We start from the raw sequence: 23,904 nt of genomic DNA, 5'->3' as shown, positions 1-23,904 counted from the left end.
TGGGCCAAGGGCCCAACCTACAGGTAATTGGAGAATTCCTTAAATTAATGGCAGTGTTGACCTATACCCTATTGTGAGCGAGGGCGCTGGGGAAGATTGCCAGTATTTTCTAACTTATTGATTGCCTCCGCATATTCTGTATAGACCATGCGCTTTTCACGTGTGAGACAGAGAAGACTATCCTTCTGTGGGCAATCTATGACAAACATTTTATCGACTACTCTCTTCCAGATTGCATCTTCTTCGCGCTGCTGTTTTTTTCTTTCATTATCATCTTTCCTGGTAAGAAAATTATGGGATAGAAAGTTTTTAATTTTGCGAGCGGCTATTCTTTGACCTAATCGGGTAGCCCTCATAATCGCAGGCCGCAATTCCGACAGTATGTTCTCAAGCTGTTTATTTTCTTTTTGAATTCCGCGGGCGCTGGGCTTTTTTTCCTTGTGAATGTTCTGATAACGAATTCTGATTTCGCGGGCAAAATCCTCGATACTGCTTCTTTCTTCTTCCTGGCTTGATGATAGAGGGGGTTCATTTTTAGAACTTTGCTCTCCCCAGCGATCTTTTGAAGACGGCTCGCTTAATAAACTGCTTTTTGAATAGGTAGTCTCAATATTCTCATAACTATGAAGTAACTGTTCAATTTCATGGCGCATTTTTTGATTTTTCTCAAGCCTTACTTTAAGAATGCGTCTTTCGATTCGGTCCATCATTTCACATAACTCATCCTGTGGGCTGCAGCAGGTAATACGCATATACCCTTTTTTGCCGTCGACACCACAATAGGAAAAAGGACTGATGGACAGCAGATCTTTATATAACAAACTGTAGGCCAGCTCCAAATCATTACTGACTACGCCCTCTTTTTCCAGCGCTCTGGTTGCGCCTTCAGGAATTTTCATTCCAAATAGCTCACTTAAATCCACTGGAACGTAGAAGGTGCCCTCAGTATGGTATTCGGCTGAGGGTAGGGTAATTCCCATTTGTTTGGCACGCTGGGTTACATAATCGACCTTTGCCTTATAAAAATATTTCATGAGCAGATGCTCTTTTTCATTAAGATTCGCCATGGTTTCGGCATAGGCTTTTTGTAAAGAGCGGGGCGCATGACCCACGGTGTTGATCTGCAAGGTTTTGAGCTCGCGCATAAACACGGGATCAAAAGCCATTAAAACAGCCAGTCTCTCACCTGCGGCAGAGAAGGCTTTTGTTGCTGAGCGCATAATAATAATCCGATCAACTAACTCAGGAGCCAGTTTTGCCAATGAAGCATTTTCCTTATCCTTGATAGCCTGAGCCTGTTCCAGCATTTGAGACAGTCTTGAATCTTTTTCGAGAGCCGTTGTGAGTTTTCTCAGGGAATGATAGACCTTGTCGCCATAGGTATCTTTGATGGTTCTATCAATGCGCAGACTTTTCGCAGCGTTTTCGATATGGCTCAGTTGAGACCTCAAAGTGAATAAATGGTACATTAGGTTAAAGGAAATGGAGCCGCTCATTATAATATCCAGGGTTTTTTGGTATTCTTTTCTGAGCTCGGGTAAATGTTCGTTCTGAAGCTTATTTTGCTGGAGCAAGGTACCGACCAGATTTAAAAAATTAACTTTTTCTTCCATCCCCATTTTTTCATGGGCTTCATCAAGAATAATTTTCAGATCCGGATTTTCTTTAAGTAAATCTTCAAGTATTTCCAGAAGACCTCTGCGCACGTAATTCATTTCTGTATAGGCTTCATCAAAGATGATGCGCAAATCAGGATATTTCTTAAGTACTACCGCAATTTTTTTCATCTCTTCTGCATCAATCACGGTCCCCATGGGATTATTGGGATTACAAATTAAGATGGCTTTGGGCTGGATGTGATCTTCTTTGGCCGCTTCATAGGCTTCAATAATACTGGCCTCAATCGCCTCTGCAGTCAGTTTGTACCCAGGCAGTTTGAACACATCAATTGGGTGAAGTTTATGCCCGGGATTTGAAGCATAAAGTGAATAATGAGGAAAAGGGGTTATCATCCGGAAGGGAACGTTATCATTTAATTGGTTCAGCACTTCAAATACTAAATGCAGGCCTCCGGCTCCACCGACAGTAAAGAGAATATCCTGGGGTGAGATTGGAGCATCGTACCAATTGGACATGGCGGTGGCCATCATTTTTCGATTTGCCTCATCTCCCTGCGGATCGCCGTAATCCAGTGCACCCTTGCCGGATGTATTTTCTAACTCCTGTCTTTCTTTTTTTGCCGTTTCCTCTATATTAGAGAAGTACTTTTTCAAAACGGCGGCAACGGAAGCAGGATAAGTCGGTCTTCCCATGCCTGCCTTGATTAAGTAGGGTTTGTTTTGTAGATTCAGGTAGCCGGTTTTTTGGGTTGGTTTTAACATCCCGGCGGCAATTTCTTTTTGGGAAAGACCTTGCGCGATAAGTGATTCGATGTGGTTTACCCAAGTTGCTTGTGTCATTACCTGATCAGCATTATTTGCATTTTGGCCTGCGGGGTCTCTCATGTTTGCTCCAAAAATAAATAGTGCGCAAAATAAATATAGTTTGCTAAAATTTTAATTATACATTTCTTAGTCTAGCATTCCAATGGGTGAAAAAAAGGACAAGATTCATCTCACTATTAATGAAGTCGGAGACTTCCTGGCAAAATTCTCTGAACATAGTGATCAGGTGTATTGGATTAGCAGCCCGGATTTCAAGAAAATTCAATACATTAGCCCTTCGTTTGAGCGCATCTGGGGACGTTCTCGCGAACAATTATACAATAATCCATCGATATGGATGGATTTTCTTCATCCCGATGATGCGATGGATCATAATCCTATTTCAGAAATGGCTGAAAAAGTGAGTCGCCTGGGCGAGCGAGCCCGTTATTCCGAACATTATCGAATTATTCGTCCCGATGGTGAAATACGCTGGATTATTGATAATGGATTTCCATTATTTGATGAACAGGGGGTTTGCTATGGCGTCACCGGAGTGGCCACGGACGTAACGGAAGATAATAAACGGGCCGAAGCATTGCGTGAGGCAAAGGAATTGGCAGAAGCCGCCAACATTGCCAAAGACGAGTTTCTCGCCAATATGAGCCATGACATTCGCACACCGATTACCGGCATCATCAGCATGTCCAACCTGCTTGAGGAAAATGCCAATACACAGGAAGAGATGCAATATTCTCGCTGGATACACGAAAGCGGTACCCAGTTGCTCGCATTGCTAAACGGCGTCCTGGAAATTGTTTCTTCTGGAAACATTCAGGAAAAAGATTTGCATTATGAGCATTTCAGCCTGAGAAAATTAATTAAAGATATTGTCCAGCTGGAGCAACCCTCTGTATTAATGCGAAAGCTTGAGTTTCTGGTTGATATCAAGCCAGATGTTCCTGACTGGTTTATCAGTGATCGCATTAAAATTCATCGCATTTTGCTGAATTTGCTGGGAAACGCCATTAAATTCACCCAGGAAGGTCATGTTGGAGTAAGCATTCAGAAGCTTTCAGAGGAAGAGAATAATGTAACTTTGGAGTTTTCGGTATTTGATTCAGGTTTAGGCATAAGCGAGGAGGCTCAAGCCAAGGTATTTGATCGGTTTTTTAAAGTAAACCCATCCAATAAAGCGCAATATCAGGGGCATGGGGTAGGTTTGCATATCGTGAAAACCTATGTGGAATTGCTGGGGGGGGAAATTAATTTAAGCAGTACTATTGGCAAGGGAACCCGATTTTACTTCAAACTTCCGATGGTGTTGGCAGAGCCTGATATCAGTTATGATGAAAAGTATCAGGATGACGAAAAATTGAATTCTGATCATGAAATATCAAATCATGAGGCGCGCTTATTGTTAGTCGAGGATAATCCGGTCGCATTAAAAACTGTGGAGATCATGGCGCAAAAATCCGGATGTCATTATCAGATTGCCACCTCTGGAGAAGAGGCATTGCAGCTTTTGCAGCAACAACCCTTTGATTTAATCATCAGCGATCTGGGCCTGCCAGGAATTTCGGGTCATGAAATGTTAAATAGACTGCGCGAACTTGAGCAGCAGGAGGGCCGGGCGGCTATTCCATTTGTAGGCCTGACTGCGCAGTCTTTATCATCCAGTAATACCCTAAAGCTTCCTGCTGGAATGAATAAATTAATCAGCAAACCGGTGACTCTCCCGGCATTTCAAGGTCTTTTGAAAGAATTCATTGCAGAAGACAAATTCGTTCACCACGGCAGCGATAACAAGGAACTCCATTATTTCGCCTTGTCAGGTCATGCTTTATTTGATGAAACTATTGGTATCGCTAATCTGGGTGATTTTGCGACTTTACGTGAAATGCTCAGTTTATTGCTTGAAAAAGAATTACCTGCCATTGGAGAAGAATTAACCAAAGCACATTCTGGACGAGATTGGCAGAAAGTAGCCAGACTGGCTCACAAACTGAAGAGCAGTGCGATGTATTGCGGAAATGTACGTTTGCAATGGGCTTGTCAGTGTTTGGAGGAGTATCATTTGTCAGGCCATACTGCATTACTGGAGCAGCTTTATCAGCAGTTGCTAACGGTTATAAATGATACGGCACAAACGATTAAAGAGAGACTGAGTCAATAGGATAGATATCAGGTTACGCCCGCGTTTAATTTTTCGCGGGCTAAAGCCATCTGTCTAAATATGGTCTATGCCGGGTTTTTTAAACACAAAATTTTAAAATTAACTCATTGACCCTTTGCGCTTGTTCAAGAGGGCTGGAGTGAGCACCATGGACCTTCATAAACGCGGCATTAGGTAACATCCTCGCCAGGGCTTCGCTCTCTCCCGGTAAGGTGATGATATCCTCTTCCGCCGCAATAACCAGACTGGGAACATTTAGTTCTCCCAGCCAGACGGTGGAGTTAAATGTAGCAAGTGCTCTAAGCTGGCGTTGCTGATCCTCAATGGTTTGAGGAATGGGACTATTTTTAAGCACCTCTTTAAATAATAAAATATTGTGTTCATTGCTTAGATAGGCATTGGAAAGAAACCAGGGCATTGCCAGATCCATAAACAAATCAAAGGATACCCCTTCTTTGCGGCAACGCAGCAAACTCTCAAGCGTTCTGATGGTCCGCTGATTGAAACGGGAAACGGTATTTAAAAGAATTAGTTTACCGATGCGGTCGAGATAGTTTCGGGCGACAATCTGTGCAATAGCTCCCCCCATTGACTGACCCAGAATATGCGGCTTTAGCAGCCCAAGTGCGTCAATCAATGAAATGACATCGGCTGCCATAGTCTCTAAAGTAAAAGGCTCTCCCTTATCTGTTGTTTCACCAATTCCCCGATTATCAAAAATGATGACCTGAAATTGGCTTGCCAGTTGCGGCAGCATAAGATTCCAGAAATTGTGATCGCCGGTATACCCGGCAATCAATACCAGCGGTTGACCCTGTCCATGAATTTCATAGTAGGTTCTAATATTATTCCCTTGCAGTACTGGCATGATTACGTCCTGATCAATTCACTTTACCTGAGCTTAATGAAAATCAGGCAGGCAGTCAAAGTTAATTAAAACTCCAGAACGATTTGGCCTGTAGGTAAGCGTCTCGTTGCTGTCTGAAATCCGTTGGCAATGCGTATTGATTATCCGCCATTAGATCCCCGGAGGTATCAGGGGGATATTGTCGGTTTTTTGTGAAGGGGCATTATTGCTCTGTAACTAACTAAATGGTGTAATTATTACCATTCTGGTAATGTCAAAATCAACTCATTCGAACGAATTCAGGACTTTAAGACTGGAATAAAACTGAATCCTCCATGATAATAATTATCTACCGCACTTGGAAATATTCAAGTTATGAATTTATTTAACAAATTGATCGATTTGGAACTGGACGCCATGCTGTTTGGTTTTCGCTGGGATAATGCCCGGCAGATTCTGGCACAAGTTGAAAGCGAGTGTGTGGAAGTCAATCAATTGCTGGACCAGGACCATGGAGAAAATGATTTACTGCAATATGAAATCGGTGATCTGCTTCATGCGGTGTTATCACTTTGCGTATATTGCGGTTATGATCCCGAATTAACGCTTGAAAAGAGTTTGAACAAATTTGAGCAGCGCTTTTTAGTAGTCAAGCAATTAGCTAAAAGTCAGAATCTGAACAATCTTGACCATTTATCCTTTGAACAGTTAATGGCCTTGTGGAAAGAGGCAAAAGAACTGGCAGACAAAAAAAGTTAAAAACCGTCTGGTCGAGCCCCAGATGCTGTCATTCCTGCTTTAATCATCTGATTTTCACAAGAAAGTATTTGCTGATTTGGGCTACATTTTTCAACTATTTTGGGTAAAATTGCATCAAAAGATGTTGAGTTATTGATCATGAAAACTGGACCCACTATTAAAAATCGAGGCGCTTTGTCCAACCCGGAAGGGCGTTTCGCAAAAACAAGTCATGAATACTATGATGATGGATGGGACAGAGAGGAAGAAGCGCTGCCGCCGCTTGAGACTTTTTTATATCCTGAATCAGCAAAAACAATAATAAGCCGCAACGAATCCCCTGACATTGGCTTTGAACAGTCGATTAACCCCTACCGGGGCTGCGAGCACGGGTGTATTTACTGTTATGCCAGACCCAGCCATGCCTATATGGATTTATCGCCCGGTTTAGATTTTGAGACCAAAATTTTCTACAAGCAGGATGCTGCCGAATTATTACGAAAGGAAATCAATAAGGCAAACTACCAGTGTAAACCCATCGTGATTGGGGCAAACACGGATCCCTATCAGCCAGTTGAAGGGAAATTGAAAATAACCCGCAGCCTGTTAGAGGTTTTGCTTGAGCATCAGCATCCGGTGGTTTTAATTACTAAAAACTCGCTGCTGGAAAGAGATTTCGATCTGCTGGCAGCTATGGCGAAAAACAACCTGGCCAAAGTGGCGGTCAGTATTACTTCATTATCGACTGATCTTAAGCGCATCCTGGAGCCAAGAACCTCGGCACCTTCTGCAAGATTAAGGCTGGTGCAGGGTTTAGCGCAACATAATATCCCAGTGCAGGTGATGCTGGCACCCATAATTCCTATGGTTAATGACATGGAACTGGAGGGGATACTCGAAGCGGTCAGCAGGGCTGGAGCGCGTAATGCTGCTTATGTACTGCTTCGATTACCGTACGAGGTTAAGGATTTGTTTAAGGAATGGCTGGGCAAGCATTTTCCAGAGCGTGCCGGGCACATTATGAGTTTAATTCGTCAGATGCGCGGCGGTAAAGAATATGATTCGACATTTGGCAGCCGTATGCGTGGAGAGGGGGAATTTGCCAATTTGTTAAAGATGCGATTCCAGAAGGCTTGCAGGCGTTTTGGGTTAAATACTGAAAGGCAGATTGCTTTAAATACCAGTCAATTCTGCAAAAAGGAGCAGGGGCCAAAGCAGTTAAATTTATGGGATGAATTTTAGATAACCGGTTTTCTTTTTTAAGAATTATTGTGTGAATTTAGTTTAAATTATATCATTAAGCTGCGTGCAGGTAAGCGCGCAAAATGGATGATTAATTTGTTAGCATAGGAAGTGCTTTATGAAAACACACTCAACAAGAGCCAGAACGCTGGCTTTCGCCTTATTACAAGCCTTTTCAAAAGTGGGCAATCTTGTTCTCAAAGCGATAGCAACTTTCGCATCAGATAGCCGTTCCAGGAACTCTTATTATAATAAAAAAAGTAAGTTGCTTCGACCAAAACGCTGAAACAAAAAACCATAATTCCGCGTTTGAGGATAGGTATCAACTTAAGAAAAAATCCCCTCTCTCAAGCTGGTAGAGGACACAGGACACTGCCATTAAGTTAAGGAATTTGGTCATTCCCGCGAAGGCGGGAATCCATTCCTCAATTGGCATTATAGCTCGCTCAGAGATGGATCCCCGCCTTCGCGGGGAAGACATTTTAATATACATTTGAGCTTAACTTAATGGCAATGCCCCCTGAGGGAGAGAGGATTTTTAGTGACGCTTATGCGCGTTTCTTTAACAACACTGTATTAGGGATATAAGCTGTGACCGATGAATTTCTTGAAAATACAACCTTTGATGAATTATCCATAGGCCAGCAAGCCATGTTAAGCCGCAGGTTAACCCCTGAGGATATCGCTTTATTCGCAGCAGTTTCCGGCGATATCAATCCTGCTCATATGGATCCCGGATTTGCGCAAAATGATATATTTCATGGAATTGTCGGTCACGGTATGTGGACTGGCGGTTTGATCTCTGCTTTATTAGGTACCGCTTTACCAGGCCCTGGTACCATTTACCTTGGTCAGGATCTTAAATTTAAGAATCCGGTACATCTCGGAGATACGGTCACAATTACAATTACTGTAATTGACAAGGAAAAAGACAGACCAATTGTCCTCTTTAATTGTTTGGGAAAAAATGAGAAGGGCGACATCGTTATTGAGGGGCAGGCACGGGTATTGGCTCCGACAAAAAAACTGAAGGTTGCCAAAACACGTTTGCCTGATATCGAAATTCATAACCATGACCGATTTGAACCAATCATCAAATCCTGCAAAAAGATTGGCCCTATTAACACTGTGGTCGTTCACCCGGTTAAAGCGAGCAGCATAGAGGCGATTGCCGATGCAGAACGGGCGGGATTGATCAGGCCTCTATTGGTTGGTCCTGTCGCTAAAATCAGGGCAGCAGGCAGTGAAGCCAATATTGATATCTCGCAGTGGGAAATTATTGATTGCCCTCATAGTGATGCCGCAGCAGTCAGAGCCGCGTCGCTTGCGGCGGAGGGTAAAGTTGATGCGATCATGAAGGGCTCTTTAGCGACTCATGAGTTACTTGGCGCAATAGTGCCTTCTTCTGCCAATTTGCGAACCAAATACCGTATTAGCCATGCCTATGTAATGGACGTTCCTTCTTATCATAAACCGTTGGTTATCACAGACGCTGCGATTAATATTTCGCCTACGGTATCCGAAAAAGCGGATATCTGCCAAAATGCCATCAATTTGTGGCGGGTTCTTTATGGAATGGATAAAAAGCCCAAGGTGGCGATACTGGCAGCTACCGAGTTCGTTAATGTGAAGATGCAGGCCACCGTGGATGCGGCACTATTATGTAAAATGTCAGAAAGAGAACAAATTACTCAGGCTATTCTGGATGGTCCTCTGGCTTTTGATAATGCGATTAACAAACAGGCCGCTATTGAAAAAAATATTATCTCCGAAGTGGCAGGGGATGCGGATATTCTGGTAGTTCCTGATATTGAATCAGGGAATCTGCTTTCCAAACAGCTCACTTTTTTTGGACATGCTGATGCCGCAGGCCTTGTATTAGGCGCCAGAGTTCCAATTATTTTGACCAGCCGTGCTGATTCAATTCGTACACGACTGCTGTCCTGTGCACTGGCAGTAAAAATGGCTGCTGCTCGAAAAGAAGGTCTGATTAAATGAGCCTGGCAATAAACAGCATCCTCGTATTAAATGTCGGATCTTCAAGCGTCAAATTTCAATTGTTTGTGGCTGATGAAAGCCTTGAATTGCTGGCCAGTGGCAAGGTTTTTAATATTGGCGGTAAGCCTGTGTTTGCAGCCCGGGTTGATGAGGGACCGTCAGAAAGTTTAAGTCTCGCGGAGAATATGGATCAGCGGCAAGCCGTGGAATACATTTTTAACTGGATAGAACATCATGAATGCCAATGGAAAATTCTAACTGTAGCACATCGTATTGTTCATGGCGGTGAGCGTTATAAGCATTCAGTTCTTATTACCCCTGATGTTATCGATTATTTGAAAACGCTTTGTCCTTTGGCTCCTTTGCATCAGCCTTACAACATTGCCGGAGTGGAATACATTTACCAGCTTGGCAAGAGTGTTATACAAATCGCCTGTTTTGATACTGCCTTTCATGCCGGGCATGAGCCATTATTTACTGAATATGCCCTGCCTGAAACCATTCGCCAGGCTGGAGTAAGGCGTTATGGATTTCATGGTCTTTCCTATGAATGGATCAGCTATTATCTTGATAAGCATCATAGTGCTCTGAATAAAGATTTGATTATCGCCGCTCATTTGGGGAACGGGGCTAGTCTTTGTGCTATGTCCGCAGGCCGTAGTGTGGATACGACAATGGGATTGACCGCCCTTGATGGTTTGCCGATGGGTACGCGCTGCGGCAGTATTGATCCGGGCGTTATTCCTTATTTAGTCAGGCAGTTTGGTTTTAGTATCGAGGAAGTGGAGTCGCTATTGTATAGAGAGTCTGGCTTGAAAGGATTATCCGGTTGGACGAATGATGTTCAGTTGCTTGAGAAAAGCGAAGATAAAAAAGCGCAGTTCGCAATGGATTTCTTTTGCCTGAAAGTGGCGCAATATATGGCGATGATGGCTATCTCTCTGGGAGGCGTGGATCATATTATATTTACAGGAGGCATTGGCGAAAATTCGATGCCGGTCCGTAAAAAAATTCTGGATGCGATTCATTTTTTGCCTGTACGTTCTGTGCTGGTTATTTCCGCCAATGAAGAAAAAATGATGGCTTTACACAGCCTGGCCATACTGAATAAGGAGTCTTGAAAATGGGTTTAAAAGGATTAATTGTCGGCATAGCCAATGAATCATCAATTGCCTGGGGATGTGCAAAAGTATTGCATGAGGCCGGAGCAGAGCTGGCATTGACTTATCAGAATGAAAAAGCGCGAAAATATGTACAGCCTCTGGCTGAGAAAGTGAAGGCCCCCATTGTTATGCCTCTTGATGTCTCTAACGACGAGGAAACCACTGCTCTTTTTGAAACAATTCGTAAACAATGGGGAAAGCTGGATTTTCTGATTCATTCCATCGCCTTTGCCCCAAAATCAGATTTGCAGGGGCGAGTGGTCGATTGCTCCAAAGAGGGTTTTTTATTGGCAATGGACATTTCCTGTCATTCACTGATTCGTCTTTCCAAAGCGGTGGAGCCTCTGATGAGTCATGGCGGATCGATAATCACCATGAGTTATTATGGTTCCGAAAAAGTAATTAAAAATTACAATCTGATGGGGCCGGTGAAGGCCGCTTTAGAAGCGACCGTCCGTTATCTGGCAATTGACCTCGGGCAGGAGAAAATCAGGATTAATGCCATTTCTCCCGGTCCGATAATGACGCGTGCAGCCTCTGGTCTGGAACATTTTGATCAGCTTATGGAAAAAGCAGCAAAAGAGGCACCCCTTAATCAATTAGTTACTATTGAGTCAGTAGGGGAGATGGCTGCTTTTCTGGTATCAGATAAAGCGGCTCACATCACCGGGCAGGTTCTGTATGTCGATGGAGGCTATAACATTTGCGGCTAGCTGGTTTCTGCGATGCGATTATCATCAGGTTGAGGTTTAACCGGGGTTATTTTTTTTAGTTAACTGCTCGGTTACCTCTTCTTCAGTTTTTTTGCGATCCCCTTCTTTAAATAGTGAAAAATAATTCTTTACGACCACTCCGGGGCTGGTGATGAAATTGGAGGAGTCCTTCTGGCCAATACTCATTACCAGGCTTGCGGCCTCTATTGCGGATAGTTTGCCATTCATAAAATCCTGAATCGCTTCATACTGTTCAGAGGCGCGCCTGGGGAGTTTATAAGGTTTTCCGTCGATGGTTATTTCATAACGGCTATTCCGAACTCCCCAGCCCTTTTGACTTAGGGTCGTGGTAATGAGGATTTGCATCAATGCTGCCAGAAATACCTCGGCTCTTGCTTCCAATAATTTATTTTTAAGTGAATTATTCTGAATTTCCGGTGCGATTACACTGGCCAGTCGATAGGCATTGTTTAATGATATTTTGTTTTCAGCGTTGAGATTAGACCCAAGGCAGAAAGAAAACATGCTGTCGCAAAGGGTGATAAAATGTTCTGCCAGGCAAGAAACCGTTTTTTCCCATAGAGCGTTGGCTTCGGAACTTTTCAGTTCCTGGATAAGATGTTTAACACCATTCTCCTTTTCAGACTGTAGGGTCTGATAGAGGGCATCAATAATCAAATGATGATAAAGATTTTCCAGTGAGCGGGTTTCTTTAGGAAATGGATTGGGAATTCCCGTTGCTGCGGACATTTGTGTGCGACTCAATAATTCCAGAATAAGTCTGGATTTATCGAGCAATTTTGTTTTTTCTACGAACCCATTTAAAAAGTCGGTTGAATGGGCAAGCGCTGTCAGCTCCATTATTAAACTTGAAAAATGAGGCAAGTCTCTTTGACGTATTTCTTTGCGTCGTTGTTCCTGCTGATTAATTGATTCAAGAACCTGCCGATAGTTGATACTTTTCTGCGAGCTAAATAATTCAAGATCCCGGGGTTCATACTCTGCTACACATTGTTCATCGGGTTTTGTGTTCAGGGCGGATAGTCTCAGGTCAATTGCTTTTTCCAACGAGACACTATCTTTAAGCAGGGCTGTAAGATCAAGACCATCGAATGCTTCTTTTATCAGGGACTGTATATTGAAGAATTTCTGAAAAGGACCAGGTTGCAGCGCGGCAATTAATCGCTCCGGTGTTTGTAGTTCTGAACTGATAGTGTAAACGATAGCATCGGTATATAATTTTTCTTTATCAGACAGATTTTCAATCTGGGAATCAGTAAAGAGCATACTTAGATTGCTTTTCAAGCTATCGTTATTCAATTCTACCTTGAATCCAGCGTTTCTCACTGCATCGACCTGAATATTCCCATTTTGATCCAGAGTATCCCATAGGCTTAATGTGGATAAGGAAACAAAGCCATCCAGAAATTCGGCATCCTCATATCCTGATTTGACGCCAGGCGATTTGACGCGGCCATTGCGAAACACCGCAATATCTAAAGCTTCTTCATCCCTGAGCAGTTTTTTTAAAGCCATTAAAGCTTCCATAAGAAGCTTGTTTTTACTCAACTGTAGCTCCATACCCCGGTTCCCTTTTTAAGGATATACAAATTAATATAACATAAAGGCTAATATTTTTCCTCTTTGAGTCTGTTTTGTTCTTTTTTGATGGGCTGTTGATACATTTCTCACAAGCTGGGTTTTGGTAAAACTGACAAGCTATACACACAGTTACCCACAGATTTTGTGGATAACATAGAAAAAGAAAGTGTTTTATCGTAAATTAGAAATAACTTCGATTATTAGAATGATTATGGAGTCTTTTCGCTCTTTCTTTGGTGTAGGGATAAACGGCCAGGTTCAGGAAGAGCTGGCTCTATTGATTAGCCGGATGCAGAAGCATTCACATGCTTCTTCAGTAAAATGGACATTAAAGGAAAATTTGCATGTGACTTTGCAGTTTGTGCAAAAAATGAATTGCAGGGATATACCGTTACTTGCAAAGACTTTAACAGCTGAGCTTAGCTGTGAACCATTTCCCATAGAATTTGGAGACTTTCTGTATTTCCCTAATCCTGCTTATCCCAAGGTGATATCGCTTAAAGTAGAGCCGAATGAAACGCTCGCCATGTTATCCCGAATAATCGGAGAGGCGTTAAACCACTTGGGTTATTCCACTGAGTCACGGGCTTATACAGCGCATGTGACTTTAGGTCGAATTCGGGATAACGCATGGAATCGACAGTTTGAGGAACAAGTCTCTTTGCCAGTTTTTACCCCGATGAATGTCAGTGAGATCACTCTTTTCGAAAGCCAATCCATGAGTGGAGAAGTGCGCTATACCCCAGTGATGAAATGGCCTTTGAATAATGCGCGATGAAAACCTATCCCATTTTTTTCAACAATTCTCCTAATTCAATCGGCATTGGAAAAACGATAGTCGAGGTGTTGCCGCCCGCGAGAGCAGATAAGGTTTGCAAATAACGAAGTTGCATGGCCTGAGGTTGTTCTGCTAAAACTTTCGCTGCCTGCAGTAATTTTTCAGAGGCCTGAAGTTCTCCTTCGGCATGAATTACTTTAGCGCGTCTATCTCGTTCAGCCTCCGCTTGTTTGGCAATCGCTCTGATCATGCTTTCATCCAAATCAACATGCTTAATTTCTACATTGGAGACTTTAATTCCCCAGCCATCGGTTTGACTATCCAGGATTTTTTGAATGTCACTGTTTAATTGTTCACGTTCAGCCAGCATCTCATCCAACTCATGCTGTCCGAGCACTGAACGCAGCGTGGTCTGGGCCAGCTGACTGGTCGCTTCAAAATAATTTTCAACCTGTATAATCGCTTTTTCCGGTTCGACAACGCGAAAATAAAGCACTGCATTGACGCGCACCGACACATTGTCACGCGATATCACATCCTGGCTGGGAACGTCCATTACAACTGTACGCAAATCCACGCGCACCATTTGCTGTACGCCAGGAAGTACCAGAATAAGCCCAGGCCCTTTAACACTCCAGAAACGCCCCAGTTGAAAAATTACGCCGCGCTCATATTCCCGCAGAACACGAAAACTTGAAATAATGATAATAATAATGAATGCAATCAAAAAACCTAAAAATGAACTCATGATTAATTTTCTCCCTGATGACTGATCTCTTTCCCTGAATCTATTTCTTCCACTTCCAGATTTAATCCCTCTGCTTTAATGACTCTAACCGGCTTATCGGCAGTGATTGGCTTCATAGAACTCACGCTCCATATTTCACCCCTTATAATGGCTTGTCCTTTTAAATTAATATCATTGAGTGCTCGACCTTCGGCATTGAGTAGTATGGATAGTCCATTGTGAACGGTTTTGCGGCGCGACTGAATAGCCATTCCCAACAAGGTAAACATGGCAATAATATTGGCCGCAGCCATAGACCAGATGGCTGAGCGGGCAATCTGATAGGATTGGTGCTCGGTATCAATGAGCAAAATTGAGCCGGCGATAAAGGCGATAGTTCCACCAATCCCAAGAATTCCAAAGCTTGAGGTAAACGCTTCGGTAATAATAAAACCAATACCAATGACCATTAAAGCCAGACCGGCGTAATTAACAGGCAGCAATTGCAGACCATAGAGGGCAATAATCATTGAAATGGAACCTATAACCCCTGGCAAAACAAATCCAGGGTTTACCAGCTCAAAAAAAATGCCGTATATTCCTAGCAGTAGCAGCAGATAGGCAATGGTTGGCTCGGTGATAATCAATAACAACTTCATACGCCAGTCGGGATTCATTGCGGCGATTTCAGGGTGTTTTGTATCAATCTGAATGGTCAATCCTCCCTGACTGACGGTTTTTCCATTGAGTTTTTCCAGTAAATCGTTCGGGGTATCCGCAATAACATCAATTACGCCTTTTTTCAGTGCCTCATTGGCTGTCAACGTCGAGGCGGCAATGACCGCCTGCTCGGCAAACAGTGAATTTCTTCCTCGCAACTGCGCTAATGAGCGTATATAGGCTACGCTGTCATTAGTAACTTTTTTATCCATTACCCCGGACTTCTCATCTCCGCTTAAATTTACCGGACTTGCGGCACCGAGATTGGTTCCTGGTGCCATTGCCGCAATCGTGCTCGCATAAAGCAAAAAGGTACCCGCACTGGCAGCGCGCGCGCCTTTTGGATAAACGTAAGTGACCACAGGTACTTTGGAGGAGAGAATGTCTTGAATGATGAGACGGGTTGATTTGTCGAGCCCGCCCGGAGTATCAAGAATAATCAGAATTAAGCTGGCATTTTGTGCGGCAGCGATCCCACGACTCAAATAATCCGCAGTAGCCGGCCCTATGCTGCCCTTAACTGTAAATTGAATGACTTTCCCAGCTTCTGCAAAGGCACAGGCGGATATCAGAATCAAAGCGATTAGATAATTTATTGCACAGCGTCTCATGCCCGGGATCGCTCTGTAAAAGTCCATTCTTAAAGAATAGCAGCAGAATGGAGAGCAGGTTACAAGAGCAATACCTGGAAGTTTGGAGTGTTTTAAAAAGAAGAAGTGCGCTGATGCAGTTGCCCATTTAAATGAAGGAGTTCCATTGCGGTAGAACCGATTTGCTGTAAGGCGGTTTTGGCATGATCAAAGTGCTGGTTAATTTGTTCGAGCAATCCTTTCTGGGGATAAAGCTGCGCGTAGGTAATTTTATCATTAGCCAAATCAGAGGCTCGGCCTTTGCCAAGATGTTCTATCGAAGCGTAGGCATCCAGGTAGTCATCCTGCATTTGAAAGACCAGACCGAGATGGTTGCCATAAAGACGCAGATTTCTGATTTCTTCATGGCTGGGGCTTCCCGCAGCCAACGCCATATTAATGCAGGAGAGAATTAATTTACCTGTCTTCAACTGATGAATTTTTTTCAAAGTATGTTCATCAATATTGCTGTTACTCAGTTCAGAGAGATCAAGACTTTGCCCGCTCACCATACCGGTAGGACCGCTGGCGCGTACTAATTCTCTGGTGATTTCAATCACCTTGGCAGGTGCAAGGATATCGGTCAGTTTGCTTAGCAGGATTTCAATTGCAAGTGCTTGCATGCCATCGCCGACCAGAATGGCTGTTGCTTCATCAAAGGCGCGGTGACAGCTTGGTTTCCCTCGGCGCATGTCGTCATTATCCATTGCGGGCAAGTCATCGTGAACCAGCGAATAGCAATGGGTCAGTTCAACTGCTGCCGCGATATAGTCGAGTGCTGCCAGTGGTGCCCGAACCATTTCACCGCAAAGATAAACCAGAACCGGCCTTAGCCGCTTACCACCAGGAAACAAGGAATAAGCAATGGCTTCTTTTAACCGGGAAGCAGGAATGTCGAGTTCAGACAGCAGTTGCAATAAGACCATCTCGTGACGGTCAATAAGGGCATTTACTTTCTCATTATTCATTGGAAGGCTCACCGGTTTCCATTGTATTCATGCGCAACATTTCAATTTTCTGCTCAGCCTGGGTCAGTACTTCCTGACATTTACGAGCCAGTTGGATACCTTTCTCATATTGCTTTAGTGAATCTTCCAGCATCAAATCTCCGCGCTCAAGCTGCCTGACGATTTCTTCGAGTTCCTGCATGGATTTTTCAAAATGAATGGTTTTAGACATAAGGGGTTCCAGAGGGGCAGAACGTTGCGAGTATACTGCCTGTGCACAAAGTTGCAATATTATATACCCAAGCCCTTTCAAAATGCTATTTTGGTCTATTGCTTTTTTCGCCTTATCTTGAAAGCTATGTGTGATATTTGAGCCATAATGGCAGTATCTTGTTAAGATAAACCATAAATTTCCAAAGCCCCACCTGCGCCTCAACACTGCCATAAGGATCGGCTTTTAATTCAGGATAAGCGATACCCAGACCAAATAATCCCGGACCAATAATACCAAGATGAGGATTGTATTGGACCTGATCAAAATCACCGATAATCAGGTTTTTCCGCGTTTCAAAGCCCACGGCATAGATGACCTGCTGGCATTGCGGGAGATAGCGGGCCAGATTGTGTTCATTGATAATATATCGGGAAAGACTGGCTGGCAGTGTTCCATCAATGTTCTCGCGTGCCCAGTTCGCCGTTTGACCTTTTAAACCGGTATTATCAAATAAAATCCAGTCGCCCATATTGATGGCATATCGGCAGGGGGAGCGGTAGAAATTGATAATTTTTTCCACGCCAAGTTCAACCAGATGGCGCAGGATAATGATGGCCGAGTGAGAGGAGCCAAACACTCCATAGCAATGATCTCTGCTTATTGTCTGGGCTAATTTCTGCTTATCAATGGCTATTTCAAAAGGCAATACATCCACACCAGGATAGTTTAGCGAAGAGGGAAGAGCACCAGTCGCTAAAATGACATTCGCAGCTTTATATTCATTTCCTTCAGTAGTCAAAGTCCATTGCCGTCCTGATAAATTGATCTGCTGCACTGATTCCTGCCGAGACGTGGTGGATTGACGTAAATGATCGCTCACCCATTGTAAGGGTTTGACGATATATTCAAGCTTGCAAGTCTCCTCGGGAGGCAGTCTCAGTAACTCAAATTGTTCTGCGGCTTCATTGAATTTAAAGGAGTGGGCATCTTTTAGAAAATCCACAAAAAGCGAAACGCGGGTATTACTGGACACCTCACTCCAGTATTGTCCCAGATCACCCACTTTAAAGGCAGGATCAATCCAGAGGATTTCACGCGCCGGTATACCCTGGTCGATGAGTTTTCCTATCGCTGCAATTCCTGCGGGCCCAGCCCCTGTGACTGCCCATTGAAATACTTCTGCACTCATTGTCGACATAGCCTCGATTAGATTTTCAGGATAAGATTACCCAGTTTGTTACATTATGCAAAAAGAAGCAAAGAATAAATGAAAGCTAAAATCCGTTACAGTTGCAGTCAATGCGCAGCCAGTTTTTCCCAATGGTCAGGTCAGTGTACACAGTGTGGTGCCTGGAATTCAGTGATTGAAGAAAGTATTGCACCGGTGAAGAATCTGCGCATTGGTAATTACGCAAATCAGAAATCAATCGTTACTTCTGTTGAAGATGTGATTATCAATCATGAAGTACGTATGGACTGCGGCTTATCGGAGCTCAATCGCGTTCTTGGCGGAGGATTGGTGGATGGTTCGGTAGTGCTAATCGGAGGTGATCCCGGTATCGGTAAATCGACTCTTTTGCTTCAGACTCTGGCGAATCTTTCCAAAGAGCAATCTGTCCTCTATGTAACGGGAGAAGAATCATTACAGCAGGTCGCCATGCGCGCAAAGCGCCTGCAGTTGCCTCTGGATGGTCTTCGCTTGCTGGCCGAAACCCATGTGGAAACCATTATAAGCCATACCAAGACTGAAAAACCACGCGTAGTGGTGATTGACTCGATACAAACTATTTTTACCGATAGCATTTCTTCCGCACCGGGTGGAGTAGGGCAGGTCCGTGAATCTGCTGCACAGTTGGTTCGTTTTGCAAAAAGCTCACAAACTGCGGTATTTCTTGTAGGCCATGTCACCAAGGAGGGCGCTCTGGCAGGCCCACGGGTTCTGGAGCACATGGTGGATAGTGTCTTGTATTTTGAAGGTCAGAGTGATAGCCGGTTTCGAGTAATTCGCGCGATAAAAAATCGTTTTGGAGCGGTAAATGAGCTAGGTGTTTTTGCGATGACTGATCGCGGACTAAAAGAAGTTGCCAATCCTTCTGCAATATTTCTGTCCCGTCAACCAGAACCGACACCCGGCAGCGCAGTGATGGTAACCTGGGAGGGATCTCGTCCTATGTTAGTTGAGGTGCAGGCTTTGGTTGATGAAGCGCATGGGCAGCAGCCAAAACGGGTTACGGCGGGTCTTGAACATAATCGTCTAGCCATTTTATTAGCCGTTTTACATCGTCATGGCGGAGTAGCTACTTTTGATCAGGATGTGTTTATTAATGTGGTGGGCGGCGTGAAAGTGACTGAAACTGGCAGTGATCTGGCTTTGCTGGCGGCTGTGGTTTCTAGTTTAAGAAACCAGGTCTTTGACCGTGAAACAATAATCTTTGGCGAGGTCGGTTTAGCAGGCGAAATCCGTCCAGTGCAAAGCGGGCAGGAGCGCCTGAGGGAAGCTGCCAAGCATGGTTTTAAACGGGCCATTGTTCCTTTTGCCAATGCACCGAAACAGGCAATGGGCCTCGAAGTAGAACCTGTCAAACATCTGCAGGAAGTATTGCAAAAGATGTAAGAAAGGCGGACCTGGGTTTTAGTAATTTGCAAATAGAGAGGCTTTATACTAATAATTCGTTATGTGTATTATTTGGACAATTAATATGCCTCCTCGCAGTGTCCTCACCCCTTTTGCATTTCTAAATCCCTATAAAGACCTGACCTCTGAACAGAATGACAAAGTAAATGAGCTGGTGATGAATCTTGAAAACGAGCATCCTCTCATTGCACTGAATAATTTAAGCCAGGAAGAACCAACAGTTGTAATGAATGTGCTCCTGCGGGTGGACATTCTGGCATTATGGAGTTCATTTCGCGAGCAAAATGAAGATCCAGAAGAGATATTTGATAAATTAGCGCAATATGGTCCTGATTTCAGCCGGTTTCTTTTTCTCGAGCTTTGGAGCAATGAGCGTGCCTGGGCCAGAGCATCCGATGAGCATTATCTGCAAATGGCAACTAATTTTAGTACAATTCCTTTTTCTATCGAAGAGGTACAGTATTTTTTACGCCATATTAATCCCTATGATTATGTGAAACTTTGTGCTGCAAGTCTTGAATTTCATGGATTATCTATGAAAGCGATGATTAAGGAGCCAGCGCTTGAAAAGCGATTTCAGAAGTCTATTGATTTTAAATCGTATCCGCCGATGTTAAAAGAGCAAAAGACCAGCCACTCCAATCCCTTAACCCAACTGAGTAATTTAATTTCCGTCAATCATCGAAATTTCAACCAGGGTACTTTGATTTCAGGGGATAGAAAAGGCTTCGTGAATAAGGGCGGAGAATGCTACGGTATTACCGGTCTGTGGCTAATAACGGATAAATTCGTTAAGCAATTTCGGAAATTAACTTCCAACCAAAGTGATTATAGCAATATGCCAATGGTAAGAAGAATTGCGGCTTTACAGCGAGCCCAGTGGCGATTGCGGCCTGATGATTTGCCTGAAGCCAATTTTAAAGCAGGCAGCTCGACGCAGAAATCCATTGCTCATACCATTGTCAGGGATATCCTGGCCAATCCGCAAAAAGATCGCATGCAATTCTTCTATTATGGAGAGGAAGTCGCTCATACAATGGGTTTACGTATCCAACACAAAGATAAATCCATCGTTTTAAAATATTTTGATGCGAATTATGGTACCCGTAGCATAGAATTTACCAATAATGCAGCAGGCGTAGAAAAAGCGGAAGATTTTTTAAGAAAGTATCTGAAGAAATCGGGAGCGGAAATGCTCTCTTATTTGCATACGTCTCAAAAGGAAATGGCCGAGCAAATTGAGTCTGCTATTGCTTCTCATGCTATAGAGCAGGAAGAGGGGATTATAGCTTTACAGAGAAAAGCGTTGCGCGCAGTTCCTCTGGCTGATACGCTGCCAGACTTCGGACCGTCAGTTTCAGCAACTCCTGATAAAAAGCCCGTGACGCCCAGTGAAGAAAAAAGTGAAGCACCAGTAAAAAGCCGCAGTTACAGCAGTAGCATGTGGCAAAACATAAAAAACCACAGCGCCAGAATTTCAAGGCTTGATACCGATTTGACGCATATCAAAGAAGGCCCACTTTTTGCTGATCTGTTAAAACAGGCGGACAAATTATTCAATGAAAAAGAGGTCAATTTTCCAAAACAGCAAAAAGATAAGCTATTCACTGTTCTGGCTGGCCTTTGCAATGCAGTCAACATTGAGCAATTTAAATCGGAGCTTGCCCAATGCAAAACATCAGGGTTTAAAGCAGGGAAGTCTGTTTCTGAGGGCGCACAGAAGATGGAAGACTCAGCTTCTTCTAAGAGATACGGTTTTTTTAAAAGCGATGCTGAATCGTCCTGCAAACGATTGGACGATTTGCTGGACGCGGTTGATGCAATGACGAAACAGGCGGCACCGGTTATTGGATAATGCTTACAAAAATGTGTCATTCCCGCCTATTCGCATAAACGTCAATTTTAAGAGGAGCGTTAGAGAAAGGGGTTAAAATCAACCCTCACTCTAGCCCTCTCCCAAACTTGGGAGAGGGGATTTTCTATAAAAGAAATTCGTTATGAAGTACTCTCTCCCTCAGGGAGAGAGTTAGAGAGAGGGGCAGTTTCTCTTAAGTTGAGGCTATGCTTTTAATGTTGCTCAAAATAATCAGAGGGCACGCCATAGATTGAGCAGGCTAAGGCTTTGTCTGATTTTCTTTCCCAATCCGGTTTAACCAGAACGTCCAGAGCATTCTGATAGCCCGTATTCATTCGATGATCAATAGCGGAGCGAATAAAATTATAATCTTTGAATGAATGTGCAAAGGCGGTTCCGCGATAGATGATATGCACCACACTGAAATGTTTGCTATGACCCAGTTCGAGAATTTTCTGAACTTCGGGATCCTGCATCGCTTCCGGGGTTAATTTATCACTAAGATATTGAATAGCTGCCTGTAAATTCTGACGGCTGGTGTACACGTTGGTCAAACGTCGGGAATGACTGGCGTAGCGGATATCTTTTTGACGCTCTTCCATCTCATCCATTGTTCGCGGCAAATTGCCTTGTAAGCTGAAACAGTCCACCACAAAGCAAAGCGTATCCTGTTCGGGCAAGGCATCCAATACGGTTACTAATGGAGTGTTGGCATAAATTCCGCCATCCCAATAGTAATTATCTCCTATTTTAACAGCTGGGAAACCGGGGGGTAAAGCACCGCTGGCCATGACATGGTCAACGGTTATTTCCGTCTTCTGATTGTTAAAAAACTCCATTTCACCAGAGGCAATATCCACAGCCCCAAGGCATAAAGTTATTTTTTTATCATTAATGCGATCGAAATCAATCAATTCTTCCAGAGTCTCACGTAAGTAGGAGGTATCATAATAACTTAAATTATCCGGCGTATTATTTGAAAAAGCATGAGGGGGTAATGGACGTGGTTTAAAAAAACCATCCAGGCCGAAAAATACAGTATGCAAAGCGCCCATACGGTTATGAAAATGGTGCAGATAATCAGGCATTTCATGCGCAAAAAAAGAATCAGTCCACAGAGCGGGAACAATTTTGTCCCAGAATGCCATTAATTTTTCAAGCTGCTTTTCCGGGGGATTGCCGGCAATGATGGCACTGTTAATAGCCCCAATCGATACGCCTGCCAGAAAATTGGGCTGGTAACCCTTTTCATGGATCGCACGAAAGGCTCCTACCTGATAAGCGCCTAATGCGCCACCACCCTGAAATATACAGGCTATTCGATCATAATGCTGCCGTGCATCGGTTAAATGGGATGGTTTATTAATTCGACATAAAGGACCTTTATGGTGGCAACTTGCATCCTCACATTTATCTTTGTGGCCCATCGTACTACTCCCGCAATCCTTATAAAAAGCTTGAGATCTCCTGGCTAGAGGAGATCTCTCCCTGAAAAATCAGCTATGTCATTAGCATCACTCGCTAGTTCAGTTTAATCTATTTACCTTCTTTTCCTGAACAAGTCGCAGCGATTTTGTAAATTTCTTTATAATACTCGTCATCTGTCATTTTTTCGGAGTTTTTACTTAAATCAACTAACTTGGGATCTGCGCAATCGCAATAGGATGTCGCAATTTTCTTATCGTTCTCATCCATTTTTGGATACACAAGCAGCCAGCGATTGTGACAGCTGTCATCGATATCTTTACTGGTTACTTTATCCAGGCCTACATTTTCCTCTACATTGTCCATTGCATCTTGCAATATGGTGCGTGACATACACACTTGAGCGGCTTTATTAATCGCTTCCTGGGTGTCAAGAGGTTGTTGGGTTTCCGCACATTTACAATATTTTTCACCAAAATTTTTAAAATCCATTTTATCAGTTATTTCCGTATTTCGGCCCATCCAGGCATTAACGCAGGTTGACTGGAATGTGGGCGCCTCGGTTTTTGCATCCGTTTTTGTATCGTCGCTAAAACCAATGGCCGGCAAACAACTTACAACTACAACTGTTAATAGTGACTTCATGGATCGAAAGGTCATGGCATGCTCCGTTGAGTGAAGTTATCATTTTCTAGCTTAGTCTATAGATAGGAACTTGGCTAATTTATTTATTGAAAACAATGAATAATGTCAAAATTTGAACTTTTTCCCTACGTCTCTAGATTTGCTTTCCTAACACCCGCTACTTGTTTGGTGTTGAGTAACTATAACGAATTAACTAACTTGTCGTCTTTGCGAACGAATGTGAAGCAACCCAGATCGAACCTTGAACAAAGTTAGAAGCTGGATTGCTTCACATTCGTTCGCAAAGACGGATTTGTGCACTAATCTTCATTCAGAACAACGCCGACTTGTTCGCTGAATCCAAAGCTCTGATTCACGGTTCAATTCCCGAAGCTTAAGCTTTTCTTAAGTCTTTACGTGTAAAATATTAATCCATTGTGTTTAATTG

20 protein-coding genes are annotated in these 23,904 nt (G+C 43.4%); 10 read left to right on the top strand and 10 right to left on the bottom strand.

What is annotated here, in order from left to right; translation table 11 throughout:
* Positions 1-68 precede the first annotated feature (68 nt).
* Entirely contained in the window at positions 69-2,504 is a 2,436-nt protein-coding gene (locus B1207_RS15020) for an aminotransferase class I/II-fold pyridoxal phosphate-dependent enzyme (RefSeq protein WP_112220699.1), read from the bottom strand.
* A gap of 82 nt (positions 2,505-2,586) precedes the next feature.
* On the opposite strand from B1207_RS15020, the gene B1207_RS15015 reads away from it, so the two are divergent.
* Positions 2,587-4,599, top strand: a complete 2,013-nt coding sequence (locus tag B1207_RS15015; protein WP_112220698.1) for a PAS domain-containing hybrid sensor histidine kinase/response regulator — start codon at positions 2,587-2,589, stop codon at positions 4,597-4,599.
* A 79-nt stretch (positions 4,600-4,678) separates the two neighbouring features.
* Here the strand turns inward: B1207_RS15015 and B1207_RS15010 are convergent, their stop codons facing one another.
* Positions 4,679-5,467: an alpha/beta fold hydrolase gene (locus tag B1207_RS15010; protein WP_112220697.1), complete on the bottom strand. Its 789-nt coding sequence runs from the start codon at positions 5,465-5,467 to the stop codon at positions 4,679-4,681.
* A 354-nt stretch (positions 5,468-5,821) separates the two neighbouring features.
* Here B1207_RS15010 and B1207_RS15005 point away from each other — a divergent pair, with 354 nt between their 5' ends.
* The 6 genes from B1207_RS15005 to fabI all read left to right on the top strand — a co-directional run bounded on the left by B1207_RS15005 (position 5,822) and on the right by fabI (position 11,300).
* Positions 5,822-6,205, top strand: coding sequence for a MazG nucleotide pyrophosphohydrolase domain-containing protein (locus B1207_RS15005; RefSeq protein ID WP_112220696.1), 384 nt, complete (start codon positions 5,822-5,824; stop codon positions 6,203-6,205).
* Between the two features lie 138 nt (positions 6,206-6,343).
* The gene (locus tag B1207_RS15000) at positions 6,344-7,426 is read left to right on the top strand and encodes a PA0069 family radical SAM protein (RefSeq protein ID WP_112220695.1); all 1,083 of its coding nucleotides are present in this window, start codon (positions 6,344-6,346) and stop codon (positions 7,424-7,426) included.
* A 118-nt stretch (positions 7,427-7,544) separates the two neighbouring features.
* Positions 7,545-7,712 carry a hypothetical protein gene (locus B1207_RS16010; protein ID WP_172458318.1) on the top strand — a complete coding sequence of 56 codons (168 nt, stop codon included), beginning with the start codon at positions 7,545-7,547 and terminating at the stop codon, positions 7,710-7,712.
* Between the two features lie 305 nt (positions 7,713-8,017).
* Positions 8,018-9,424 (top strand): bifunctional enoyl-CoA hydratase/phosphate acetyltransferase, encoded by a 1,407-nt coding sequence (locus B1207_RS14995; protein WP_112220694.1) that lies wholly within the window; start codon positions 8,018-8,020, stop codon positions 9,422-9,424.
* Positions 9,421-10,545 (top strand): acetate/propionate family kinase, encoded by a 1,125-nt coding sequence (locus tag B1207_RS14990; RefSeq protein WP_112220693.1) that lies wholly within the window; start codon positions 9,421-9,423, stop codon positions 10,543-10,545. Before B1207_RS14995 ends, B1207_RS14990 begins: the two co-directional genes overlap by 4 nt.
* A gap of 2 nt (positions 10,546-10,547) precedes the next feature.
* On the top strand, positions 10,548-11,300 hold the full coding sequence (fabI, locus tag B1207_RS14985) for an enoyl-ACP reductase FabI (protein ID WP_112220692.1): 753 nt from the start codon (positions 10,548-10,550) through the stop codon (positions 11,298-11,300).
* Positions 11,301-11,336: 36 nt separating this feature from the next.
* Here fabI and B1207_RS14980 read toward each other — a convergent pair whose 3' ends face one another.
* Positions 11,337-12,881 (bottom strand): hypothetical protein, encoded by a 1,545-nt coding sequence (locus B1207_RS14980; RefSeq protein WP_112220691.1) that lies wholly within the window; start codon positions 12,879-12,881, stop codon positions 11,337-11,339.
* Between the two features lie 232 nt (positions 12,882-13,113).
* Here B1207_RS14980 and thpR point away from each other — a divergent pair, with 232 nt between their 5' ends.
* Positions 13,114-13,680: an RNA 2',3'-cyclic phosphodiesterase gene (gene thpR, locus B1207_RS14975; protein WP_172458317.1), complete on the top strand. Its 567-nt coding sequence runs from the start codon at positions 13,114-13,116 to the stop codon at positions 13,678-13,680.
* 4 nt (positions 13,681-13,684) lie between these two features.
* Here the strand turns inward: thpR and B1207_RS14970 are convergent, their stop codons facing one another.
* From B1207_RS14970 to B1207_RS14950, 5 genes are all read right to left on the bottom strand, one after another.
* On the bottom strand, positions 13,685-14,428 hold the full coding sequence (locus tag B1207_RS14970; protein ID WP_112220689.1) for a slipin family protein: 744 nt from the start codon (positions 14,426-14,428) through the stop codon (positions 13,685-13,687).
* A 2-nt stretch (positions 14,429-14,430) separates the two neighbouring features.
* Positions 14,431-15,765 (bottom strand): NfeD family protein, encoded by a 1,335-nt coding sequence (locus B1207_RS14965; RefSeq protein ID WP_112220688.1) that lies wholly within the window; start codon positions 15,763-15,765, stop codon positions 14,431-14,433.
* 65 nt (positions 15,766-15,830) lie between these two features.
* A complete protein-coding gene (locus B1207_RS14960) occupies positions 15,831-16,724 on the bottom strand; it encodes a polyprenyl synthetase family protein (RefSeq protein WP_112220687.1) in 894 nt (297 codons plus the stop codon).
* Complete coding sequence (locus B1207_RS14955) at positions 16,717-16,935, bottom strand: exodeoxyribonuclease VII small subunit (protein ID WP_112220686.1); 219 nt, start codon at positions 16,933-16,935, stop codon at positions 16,717-16,719. The genes B1207_RS14960 and B1207_RS14955 overlap by 8 nt, the downstream gene beginning before the upstream one ends.
* Before the next feature lie 124 nt (positions 16,936-17,059).
* Positions 17,060-18,106 carry an NAD(P)-binding domain-containing protein gene (locus tag B1207_RS14950; RefSeq protein ID WP_112220685.1) on the bottom strand — a complete coding sequence of 349 codons (1,047 nt, stop codon included), beginning with the start codon at positions 18,104-18,106 and terminating at the stop codon, positions 17,060-17,062.
* A gap of 78 nt (positions 18,107-18,184) precedes the next feature.
* Between B1207_RS14950 and radA the strand changes: the two genes are divergently transcribed.
* Together radA and B1207_RS14940 are read left to right on the top strand one after the other, a co-directional pair.
* The gene (radA, locus tag B1207_RS14945; RefSeq protein ID WP_112220684.1) at positions 18,185-19,531 is read left to right on the top strand and encodes a DNA repair protein RadA; all 1,347 of its coding nucleotides are present in this window, start codon (positions 18,185-18,187) and stop codon (positions 19,529-19,531) included.
* 85 nt (positions 19,532-19,616) lie between these two features.
* Complete coding sequence (locus B1207_RS14940) at positions 19,617-21,407, top strand: hypothetical protein (protein ID WP_112220683.1); 1,791 nt, start codon at positions 19,617-19,619, stop codon at positions 21,405-21,407.
* A gap of 212 nt (positions 21,408-21,619) precedes the next feature.
* Here the strand turns inward: B1207_RS14940 and B1207_RS14935 are convergent, their stop codons facing one another.
* Complete coding sequence (locus B1207_RS14935; RefSeq protein ID WP_112220682.1) at positions 21,620-22,834, bottom strand: patatin-like phospholipase family protein; 1,215 nt, start codon at positions 22,832-22,834, stop codon at positions 21,620-21,622.
* 109 nt (positions 22,835-22,943) lie between these two features.
* Positions 22,944-23,492: a hypothetical protein gene (locus tag B1207_RS14930; protein ID WP_112220681.1), complete on the bottom strand. Its 549-nt coding sequence runs from the start codon at positions 23,490-23,492 to the stop codon at positions 22,944-22,946.
* Positions 23,493-23,904: the final 412 nt, after the last annotated feature.

It is taken from the genome of Legionella quinlivanii, from assembly GCF_003265995.1.
Lineage (GTDB): Bacteria > Pseudomonadota > Gammaproteobacteria > Legionellales > Legionellaceae > Legionella_C > Legionella_C quinlivanii_A.
The sequence above is the reverse complement of the archived record's forward strand: the minus strand, read 5'-3'. Positions and strand labels throughout refer to the sequence as shown.

Bases quoted from the DNA above. Each gene is read 5' to 3' on its own strand.
- B1207_RS14990 (WP_112220693.1), top strand. From the start codon at position 9,421: ATGAGCCTGGCAATAAACAGCATCCTCGTATTAAATGTCGGATCTTCA.
- B1207_RS14970 (WP_112220689.1), bottom strand. From the start codon at position 14,428: ATGAGTTCATTTTTAGGTTTTTTGATTGCATTCATTATTATTATCATT.
- B1207_RS14930 (WP_112220681.1), bottom strand. From the start codon at position 23,492: ATGACCTTTCGATCCATGAAGTCACTATTAACAGTTGTAGTTGTAAGT.
- B1207_RS14960 (WP_112220687.1), bottom strand. From the start codon at position 16,724: ATGAATAATGAGAAAGTAAATGCCCTTATTGACCGTCACGAGATGGTC.
- B1207_RS15005 (WP_112220696.1), top strand. From the start codon at position 5,822: ATGAATTTATTTAACAAATTGATCGATTTGGAACTGGACGCCATGCTG.
- B1207_RS15000 (WP_112220695.1), top strand. From the start codon at position 6,344: ATGAAAACTGGACCCACTATTAAAAATCGAGGCGCTTTGTCCAACCCG.
- B1207_RS14965 (WP_112220688.1), bottom strand. From the start codon at position 15,765: ATGGACTTTTACAGAGCGATCCCGGGCATGAGACGCTGTGCAATAAAT.
- radA (WP_112220684.1), top strand. From the start codon at position 18,185: ATGAAAGCTAAAATCCGTTACAGTTGCAGTCAATGCGCAGCCAGTTTT.
- B1207_RS14935 (WP_112220682.1), bottom strand. From the start codon at position 22,834: ATGGGCCACAAAGATAAATGTGAGGATGCAAGTTGCCACCATAAAGGT.
- B1207_RS15020 (WP_112220699.1), bottom strand. From the start codon at position 2,504: ATGAGAGACCCCGCAGGCCAAAATGCAAATAATGCTGATCAGGTAATG.
- thpR (WP_172458317.1), top strand. From the start codon at position 13,114: ATGGAGTCTTTTCGCTCTTTCTTTGGTGTAGGGATAAACGGCCAGGTT.
- B1207_RS15015 (WP_112220698.1), top strand. From the start codon at position 2,587: ATGGGTGAAAAAAAGGACAAGATTCATCTCACTATTAATGAAGTCGGA.
- fabI (WP_112220692.1), top strand. From the start codon at position 10,548: ATGGGTTTAAAAGGATTAATTGTCGGCATAGCCAATGAATCATCAATT.
- B1207_RS14940 (WP_112220683.1), top strand. From the start codon at position 19,617: ATGCCTCCTCGCAGTGTCCTCACCCCTTTTGCATTTCTAAATCCCTAT.
- B1207_RS14955 (WP_112220686.1), bottom strand. From the start codon at position 16,935: ATGTCTAAAACCATTCATTTTGAAAAATCCATGCAGGAACTCGAAGAA.
- B1207_RS15010 (WP_112220697.1), bottom strand. From the start codon at position 5,467: ATGCCAGTACTGCAAGGGAATAATATTAGAACCTACTATGAAATTCAT.
- B1207_RS14980 (WP_112220691.1), bottom strand. From the start codon at position 12,881: ATGGAGCTACAGTTGAGTAAAAACAAGCTTCTTATGGAAGCTTTAATG.
- B1207_RS16010 (WP_172458318.1), top strand. From the start codon at position 7,545: ATGAAAACACACTCAACAAGAGCCAGAACGCTGGCTTTCGCCTTATTA.
- B1207_RS14950 (WP_112220685.1), bottom strand. From the start codon at position 18,106: ATGAGTGCAGAAGTATTTCAATGGGCAGTCACAGGGGCTGGGCCCGCA.